Below are 8419 nucleotides of genomic sequence, written 5' to 3'. Positions count from 1 at the left end.
TTGTCGGTTCTGTTTCCTTGCAAAATAATGGTGGTGATACGTTAACGCGAACTACCAACGGCAGCTTTACTTTTTCAACACCGGTAGCGGAGGGTAGCCCTTACAATGTAACGGTTTCATCTCAACCAGTAACTCAAACTTGCATGGTAACTAATGGTAGTGGAACAATGGGTAGCTCCGATGTAATAAATGTCGCAGTCAATTGTACGGAGAATGTAACCACTTTGTCTGTAAGTGCTACAAATACCATCCCTGTAGGTAGTGGCTTTGGGAGTATTACAGTAACCAATACCGGAACTATGCATCCAGCATTGAATGTTTCGCTCAGCTTACCCTCAGGGTGGACTGATGTGATACAGGATGCCAGTGGTTGTACAGAGATTGCTCCAAATAATGGAACTTGTATTTTAACGTTCACATCGCCAACACCTTATATTGCTCAAGGAGGCCTTGCCGTGATTGGTGATAATATTAGTAATACGCCTATAACCGCCGTGGCTTTTACTGTCCAAGGTTTTTTGGTCTGGGAGATATCATCACCCACAACAGTACAGGTAGTTGACACGGAACAATTCGCTTCTGATGGATGGGGCCCTATAGGGCAAACTATAGGGACGGATATGACGGATGGCGTAGCTAATACCAATGCTATTGTGACTGCTTTGGGTACGAGCAACAATTATGGAGCAGTAATCTGTAATCAGAGCACTGTGGGTGGTGCCTCAGTCGGTGAATGGTATTTACCGGCTGCCTGTCAGCTAGGACCGGAGGGTGGGATTGCTGGATGCCCGGCTGGCCTAGCCAACATTCAAACTAATCTCATAAATGTTGGCTTCGGAGGGTTTGATGTTGGTCATGCTTACCTTAGTTCGTCTGAGGATGCCTCTGATCCAGATAACAGAATATGGAATGAAACTATTGTTACGGGCGTTCTGAACCCTATTTCTAAAGGTAGCGTTGGCTTTGTCAGTTGCGTTAGAAGCTTAATTTATTAATCTCAGATACTCTGTTCTCTTATAAAGGGATTTATAAAGGCATGGGGTAGGACTTTTTGTCATCAAACAACTTATTGATGACCTGAATGGGGAGATTTATACAGACAATGCGCAGCAACAAGGAAGCGCATTTGTCCGCGTTATTCCATTGAAAAAATCACTTCTTGAGGATGTTATAGATTGAAGAAACCCTGGATAATCACGAGAAAGGGTCTGATTTTCTAGCCGTATGGCCCAGCATTGCCAAGATCTTCACGACCATCAGGCGAATTGTTTTTCTCAATGAAATTTGGATAAAACTCTACTTCATATGGTTCAACAAAAATGTCAGATCATTCGAATAATTAAAAATGGCTCGTAAAGAACCCTCTGATTTATTCAAACTTGCTCTGCTCGAAATGAATGCCTTTTAAAGGCTGTGATTTCACTTTGCCGTAAGGCATCTGAAGCACCGACCCGACAATAGATTTGTTCGTCTAACCATGTTTTTTCATCGGTCAGTTGGTGATTGGGAATAATCGACCACCAACATTTTGGCAATCGACCTGTTCCATCTGACCAGTGATAATTTCTTAACTTTAGTAAGTCCTTTTTATCAAACGCTGCATTTTTAGCGCACAATAAGGTTTCTTTTGCTTTGACTTTTGATTTTAGTTCTTCAAAAGTCCCCTCCTCCTGCAGAAGTTAAAAATTCCCGTTTTTAATGTCACCAACTAAGAAGAGCACTGGCTTTCCCATTGACATTTGGGGTGTCGGTCGTCAGTGGACTAAAAAACTAATGGGATTTGGTGTCACCAATGCCCTTGAACTTTCTAAATTAAATCCACGGTTTGTGAAAGACCGTTTTAACGTCGTCTTGCAACGAACAGTATTAGATAACGGGCAAGCCTTGTCTTGAATTGGAAGAAATAGCACCCAAACAATCCATTATATTCTCCTGCTCCTTTGGTGGTTTGCAATCCGATTTTAACTTCATTCAAGAAGCCATAAGTCATCATTGCGCAACTGCCTGGGCTAAATGCGAAGACAAGGATTAATTACCCAGCATCTATCCATCTTTGTTCGCTCAAATCCTCTTCGTGAAGATTTAGCACAATACTCAAATTCCATTGGCTTTCGCCTGGTTAACCCCACGGATGATTTCAGGTATCTCACAGCTGCAGCCAAATTTTGTTTAAAAAAAATTTATCCGTAAAGGCATTCAATCATGAATGTGGTGTATTACTAGCCGATTTAATTGATAAGCAATACCGGCAAATTGATTTATTTCATCAACCCAATGATGAGGAAATTATCGAGACTGAGAAAGTGATGAAACTGATTGATGGGATTAATCAAAAACATGCTATTGACGTTTGAAATGCTCATCAACTATACGACGAAGCGCATCAGGATCCGGTAAATCCTCGGGAATAAAAACCCCTCTACCTCTACCTCCAGAAATATTTTTTAAATACTCCTTTCTAACTTTTGGTTTAGTCTGTTTTCTTGAAGTACTAGAAGAAGACTTTTTCATAATTTTGTCCTATAACAAACAGGTACTATTAAATATAGTTCATTTATAAATGCAAGGATTAACTCATGTGCGGTCGTTTTACCCTTGATACGGATTACGCAAAGATTAAAAAGCAATTTGGCATTCACCAAATCGAGCCTCTCCCCGGTAGTTTTAATGTAGCACCCACAGAAACCGCCCTTTGTCTTATGAATACTGATGAAGGTCTAGAAGCCGTGCAAATGCGCTGGGGTATTGTATCTTGGTATGTAACTCTACTGTTTTTATCACTATGCATATTAGGCTTCGCTCCTGTATCACTTCATCGATAAAAAGACGTGGTGTTATCAGCAAGAGGAAGAACACGATCTACTTGTTCATTCGTTTTATGCGACCACATGGTGCTAAAAAAAAGAGTTTCATTTGTTTTGTTCGTTGCCATAATCATTAACTGATGAAATTGCTCAACTATAAAAAGATCATCCACAGAATAATACGCATTTGCTAAATAAGGATCTGGCTGGTTTAAGCATTTATAGAGATTAGTATGCCAAATTAATTTGATGGTATTCATAGCTTGAGTTTGTAGCCCCCATTGTTTTTCTAGCCTTAGAAGCGTGTTATCCACTACTCTGACAATGTTTGTAAACGTCTCATAGGAAGCATTAAATTTATTATTGAGCAAACTTTCAGCGATAATTGGCCAATACATAACTGCAAGAAGAAGAGGAATATCCTGCAAAGATGCCCCCATGTCATTATCCAATGCAGCGAGCATGTTTTTAATCAGAAATTGGCAGACTATGTTTTTGCTGTCCTTCATGCATTTAGCCGCTTCTGGGAACAGGTAATGCAATAAATTCAAAGCGTGTAGTTCGTCAAAGTTTCTCTGTGCATTTTCTTCAAAAAATAATTTTGTTATCTCTTTTAATAATCGGCCTGGGTGCACGGTTTCTAAAAGATATCCGTTTTCTTTAATCGCCCCAAGGATAGTAAGATCAATTTTAAAATTGTATCGTGTGTTGTATCGAACTGCTCTTAGCATACGAATAGGATCTTCTCGAAATGAGTCGTGAGGACTATCAATGCAGACAAGTCTCTCCTTTTCTAAATCATCTAAGCCTAATCCAGTAGGATCAATGACAGTACTATTGATAGGATCATAAACTAAAGTATTAATCGAAAAATCGCGATGTTTTGCATCTTTTAACAGGTCTGCTGTAGGTGTGTAGGTAACTAGGGTACCATCGTCAAGGATAACACTAATCTGATTGGCAGTCGGTATCTTTTCACGCATCGGTGATATCTCAACCCGTACATCAGAATCCTCAATAATTTTAAGCACAGAGGATGTTTTTCCAACAATGATTGCTTCCAGGTTAATCAGTGCTTTTGACTCATCAGGTGTAGCTGTGCTTATTAAATCATAATCAGTTGGGATTCTTTCTAATAATAAATCGCGAACAGCTCCACCGACAATGTAGATCTGATGATTTTTTTCGGCATGCTTTTTAATTATTTCCTCTACTACAACAGAATTAATTTGCAATGTTTTCTTAACTTGTCGATATGTTGGTTGTGCAGATGATTGTGTTTCTTGGATAGTTGATGACTTTAAATTGGATGCTTTTGTGGTGTGTGTAGCTGGTTGAAAAAAGGATGTGATAGTTTTTTTATTTTTGGCATCTTTACTTTTTGCTGATTTACACTCCACTGGAGAAGAGTTCATAGTTTTCGATGCACTTCTTCCTTTATGAAGCAACTCTGAAAGTCGATTGACCGCATCATTAGCAAACTTTTGGTGGCTAATCCACTCATGATATTCAGGGTTATCTACCGTTAAATTAGGAATTTCTTTATTTAATAAATCAAGTGATTTCTGGTAATTTTTTAGTGCAGATCTTCTTAGCTGCTGTGAGAATTTAAAATGTTTTAAAGATCTTTCCCATTCAGAGTGAGCTTTATAACAATCCCCAATACTCATCATAATTTTGATGGCAACCAAAGCATTGTCAGAGTTTATTTCTTTAGGCAATTGCTTAGTATAAAGCTGAATGGCTTTAAAATACTCTCCTTCTATATAAAAATCGAAAGGACTTTTTTGTTGAGGGCTTTCTGGTGGCGTTTGAACAGATTCCTCGGGCTTAGCATTGGCGGCATTGTCTTCATAGAGTTCATCGACAAAAGTAGCAATACTGCTGTCCTTTTTAGAAAAGTGGTTCTTCTTGATTTTTTCTTTTCGAATAAGATTTTTTGTGTATTTTTTTATTCGCTCATTATAGAGCGTTTGTGCATTACTAAGCTTGTAATATGAAGGAGATATTTTCTCCAACTCTTTTATTAAAATTTTTCTATTCTCATCCAGTAATTTTCGTTCGTCGGTAACGCTCATTCCTAACATTTCTTCGACTTTATCGGCTACTTGCTTTTCAACTGAAGGGGTCCTACCTTCATCAAGTACGGAAATACGATGGGAAAGGACACTTATCAAGAAATTTAAGGCAGTTTTATAACAAGAGAATATGTGTAAAGCATTTTTTGCCGAATCATTTTGAATAGTATTTGAAAGCTTATTAACTTCATTATCAGTGTAATGAGCATCGATAACCAACTGAAAGTTATCTAAAATAACCTGGATATTTGCAATCAATGAAAGAAGATTTATTGATATTAAAACACCTCGCAGATCATTCTCACGTAAGACAGGATCCACTACTATTTTACTCTGTTCATCCATAAGCACAATGAACTCTTCTTGATTGAAATATTTGTTGTAGAGCTCTACTATTTTAAGTGCAAAATGAATGGCAATTTTTTTATCGTTTTTTAGTAATCGATTGACTGCCTCTTTTAAATCCTTTGTAGTCTGCTCCCCTGAAATTTCTTTAAGTAAAAAATCTTTTTGTTTATTTTGGGAATTTTTTTTATTGGCTAAACCACTTAGATGGTTAAAAAATTTCATATAATTGGAATTTAATTCATAACTAAACTCTCCATTTTTTATTATACTTAAAATTATTGTGCGATGTGGAAGTTCAGTAAAATGCGGCATATTAAGTAATGTTAAGGCCTTTTCAAAATATAGCTTTGATTTAACATACGCTTTTGTTGAATATTCATCCATTACGAAGGTTCGAAAATCAACAGTAGAAAAGGTAGCCCCTAATTCCAACCACCCTACAATGGCATGTACATCGTGTTTTATTTCCTCAAGAAATCGTTCAAATTTACCAATCAAATGGCGTAAACTGTATGCCTGTATGAAATCTGGTGATTTACTAAATTCTTTAACTTCTTTTTCGATAAGGTGCCGAAAAGAAGCATAAAGGGATTTAGGGGATTGATCATGCAATTCCGGTGGAATTACTGAAATTTTTTTTCTATCTCTTGGCATTGTCTATTCTTTTAAAAATAAGAGAGGGCATTCTATCAATGCTTCTAATGAATAAATACTGTTTTTAAAACAATTTCTTAAGCATTTAAATCCAAACTAAGGGCCCTGCATTCTTACGACAATTAACTAGCACATGTCTCTTAATATCAGAGTTCTAGCTTTGAAAAAATTTCATTCGTGCTCACCATTTCTTTTAGTGCAAAGAAGCTGTAGGACTGATGATATTGTGTTTCGTGCCTTTTTAACAATTCTATAATATCTTGACGATTTATAATTTTAGCCAGTTCAAGTGGTGAAATGGATAATTTGTCTTCAGTACTTTCCTGACGCTCAATAAAGACTTGCAATCTAGCCAAAGTAGTCTGCTGATGAGTAGCATCTTTCTTTTTGATGCAACTTTGAATCAATTTTTCCAATTCACTTTTATTGGTTACATAAGGAATATTGAATTTTATATTTTTATCGAACATGGACTTAATGAAATCAATATTACCCTGTTGGATAGCAATATGAGCGGGCGTAATCCCATTCAGAGTCTTATCCCAATTAATATTGAGTCCATGAAGTGTTGTTAATACATCGAGCTTCCTATTTTTAATGGCAACATGGATGACTGTTTCTTTATTGCTATTTAAATTTTCAAAGTTAGCGCCACAATCATAAAGCTTTTTAATGACATCGATGTGACCATGTTGTACTGCCGCAAAAACAGGGGTTAGGCCGTTAGTACCTGCTTTATTGAGATCTGCACCGTACTCATGAAGTTTCTCAATAATGGAGACATGGCCTCTTGTAGCGGCAGTTATAGCCAGTGGAACTCCTTTAGGGGCGGTTTTATCAAGATTAATACCACATTCATGGAGTTGTTCAAGTACGGCAACATGACCAAAATAGGTCGCCAGGAACGCAGGAGTTACTCCTTGTTTATTCGATTCATTTACATCAAACTTACACTCATGGAATTTTTTAATGACGGCGGCATGGCCATTTTTGGCCGCAAGTATAATGGGTGTTAGGCCTTTTGCATTGGGTTTGCCAAGATCTGATCCAAATTTATACAGCATTTCAACCGCAGCAGCATGTCCACAGGCTGCGGCTAAATGAACAGGTGTTAAACCTTGGGAATTTGGCAAATCAAGATTAGCCCCACCTAGACAAAGTTGTTCAATGGCTCCAGCGTACCCTTTTTGAGCGGCGATTAAAATTGGGGTTGTCCCGTCAATGTTTGCTTTATTAAAATCAGCACCACATTTAGACAGCGTTGCAAGAACCTCGGCACGTCCTAATGTCGCGGCAACATAAGCAGGAGTTGCACCAGTAACACTGGGTTTATTAAAGTCAGCCTTGTATTCATGAAGTTTTATAAGAACGTCAACATGTCCATTTTCTGCGGCAACATAGACAGGAGTGTAACCGCCAGCTTTTGCCTTATTCAGATCAACGCCATATTGATTCAGTTTTTCAAGAACGGCAATGTCCCTTTGATATGCAGCAATGTAAGCAGGAGTTACCCCTCTAGCATCTGCCTTATTAAAGTCTGCCCCTCCTTTATAAAGCTCTTCAAGCGCTCCGACATGGCCATTTTGGGCGGCAATACAGGCTGGTGTGGTACCTATTTTAGTGGGTTTATTAAAGTCAGCACCATATTGACGAAGTTTTATAAGAACATTAACGTGTCCTTTTTCGGCAGCGATATAGGCAGGGGTAGTGTCATTTTTTGTTCCTTTATTAAGATCGGCGCCGAGGAGATAGAGTATTTCAACGACATTGGCATGGTCGTTTTCAGCTGCAACATAAGCAGGTGTTATTCCTTGGTCATCCGCTTTATTGAGGTCACCATTCCATTGGGAAAATAGTTTAATTACCTCGAGATGACCATTTTTTGCTGCGATAAAAACCGGAGTCGCACCAGTAATGATTGGCCTATTAGGATCAGCGCCGTACTCACAAAGTATGCTGACTACCTTAGCATGCCCCATTTGTGCTGCGATATACACGGGTGTGGCACCCGTAGCCCTTGCTTTATGTAAATCAGCCTTGCATTCATGAAGTTTGATAATGACATCCACATTCCCTTTTTCGGCAGCAGCATAGAGGGGTGTGACACCATCATTATTTGACTGATTAAGGTCTGCCCCGTATTCATAAAGTTTACCAATTACGTTGACATGGCCATTATACGCCGCAGTAAAGGCTGGCGTGTCTCCCCTCAAGTTAGGCATATTTAAGTCAGCGCCATATTCAACAAGCTTATTAATCAGGTCAATGCGACCCTTTTGAGCCGCGATATAGATAGGAGTCAATCTGCTACTGATTAGTGATACATTAGGATCAGCACCGTATTCACACAATTTGGCAGCCACGTGGAAATGACCATTTTGTACTGCAATAAAAAGAGGAGTCGCACCAGTGGTTCTGGCTTTATGAAAATCGGCTTTACACTCATGAAGTTTTATAATTGCGTCAAGGCGACCATTTTGGGCTGCAATGTAAGTAGCGGTTGTCCCGTCAGATGTTTCCTTATCAAGATCACCT

Annotated in this window: 8 protein-coding genes and 1 pseudogene; 5 read left to right on the top strand and 4 right to left on the bottom strand. The window is 38.5% G+C overall.

All coding sequences use genetic code 11. The features are described 5' to 3' along the window. Nucleotides 1-995 (top strand): annotated as a pseudogene (locus tag Ljam_RS03155) (hypothetical protein); the annotation flags it as partial. Between the two features lie 378 nt (nucleotides 996-1373). On the opposite strand, the gene Ljam_RS03150 reads toward Ljam_RS03155, so the two are convergent. Then, nucleotides 1374-1616, bottom strand: coding sequence for a hypothetical protein (locus Ljam_RS03150; protein ID WP_058448687.1), 243 nt, complete (start codon nucleotides 1614-1616; stop codon nucleotides 1374-1376). Between the two features lie 82 nt (nucleotides 1617-1698). On the opposite strand from Ljam_RS03150, the gene Ljam_RS15100 reads away from it, so the two are divergent. From Ljam_RS15100 to Ljam_RS03145, 3 genes are all read left to right on the top strand, one after another. Continuing rightward, nucleotides 1699-1893 (top strand): hypothetical protein, encoded by a 195-nt coding sequence (locus tag Ljam_RS15100; RefSeq protein ID WP_131762483.1) that lies wholly within the window; start codon nucleotides 1699-1701, stop codon nucleotides 1891-1893. A 120-nt stretch (nucleotides 1894-2013) separates the two neighbouring features. Next, nucleotides 2014-2190, top strand: coding sequence for a DinB/UmuC family translesion DNA polymerase (locus Ljam_RS15630; RefSeq protein WP_165483401.1), 177 nt, complete (start codon nucleotides 2014-2016; stop codon nucleotides 2188-2190). Then, nucleotides 2166-2354: a hypothetical protein gene (locus Ljam_RS03145; RefSeq protein ID WP_058448686.1), complete on the top strand. Its 189-nt coding sequence runs from the start codon at nucleotides 2166-2168 to the stop codon at nucleotides 2352-2354. The genes Ljam_RS15630 and Ljam_RS03145 overlap by 25 nt, the downstream gene beginning before the upstream one ends. Here Ljam_RS03145 and Ljam_RS15095 read toward each other — a convergent pair. Then, nucleotides 2341-2511 carry a hypothetical protein gene (locus tag Ljam_RS15095; RefSeq protein ID WP_156411909.1) on the bottom strand — a complete coding sequence of 57 codons (171 nt, stop codon included), beginning with the start codon at nucleotides 2509-2511 and terminating at the stop codon, nucleotides 2341-2343. The genes Ljam_RS03145 and Ljam_RS15095 overlap by 14 nt on opposite strands. Before the next feature lie 65 nt (nucleotides 2512-2576). Here Ljam_RS15095 and Ljam_RS03140 point away from each other — a divergent pair, with 65 nt between their 5' ends. Next, complete coding sequence (locus Ljam_RS03140) at nucleotides 2577-2822, top strand: SOS response-associated peptidase family protein (RefSeq protein WP_058448685.1); 246 nt, start codon at nucleotides 2577-2579, stop codon at nucleotides 2820-2822. Here the strand turns inward: Ljam_RS03140 and Ljam_RS03135 are convergent. After that, nucleotides 2813-5884 (bottom strand): tRNA nucleotidyltransferase/poly(A) polymerase-related protein, encoded by a 3072-nt coding sequence (locus tag Ljam_RS03135; protein ID WP_058448684.1) that lies wholly within the window; start codon nucleotides 5882-5884, stop codon nucleotides 2813-2815. The genes Ljam_RS03140 and Ljam_RS03135 overlap by 10 nt on opposite strands. Before the next feature lie 146 nt (nucleotides 5885-6030). Next, on the bottom strand, nucleotides 6031-8419 hold a 2389-nt coding region (locus Ljam_RS15310), incomplete at its 5' end, for an ankyrin repeat domain-containing protein (RefSeq protein WP_193786980.1).

The sequence above is a fragment of the Legionella jamestowniensis genome (genome assembly GCF_001467745.1).
In the GTDB taxonomy this organism is placed as follows: Bacteria; Pseudomonadota; Gammaproteobacteria; order Legionellales; family Legionellaceae; genus Tatlockia; species Tatlockia jamestowniensis.
The sequence above is the reverse complement of the archived record's forward strand: the minus strand, read 5'-3'. Positions and strand labels throughout refer to the sequence as shown.

Coding starts and splice junctions, on each gene's coding strand:
- Ljam_RS15100 (WP_131762483.1), top strand. CDS start 1,699: ATGTCACCAACTAAGAAGAGCACTGGCTTTCCCATTGACATTTGGGGT.
- Ljam_RS15095 (WP_156411909.1), bottom strand. CDS start 2,511: ATGAAAAAGTCTTCTTCTAGTACTTCAAGAAAACAGACTAAACCAAAA.
- Ljam_RS03140 (WP_058448685.1), top strand. CDS start 2,577: ATGTGCGGTCGTTTTACCCTTGATACGGATTACGCAAAGATTAAAAAG.
- Ljam_RS15630 (WP_165483401.1), top strand. CDS start 2,014: ATGCGAAGACAAGGATTAATTACCCAGCATCTATCCATCTTTGTTCGC.
- Ljam_RS03135 (WP_058448684.1), bottom strand. CDS start 5,884: ATGCCAAGAGATAGAAAAAAAATTTCAGTAATTCCACCGGAATTGCAT.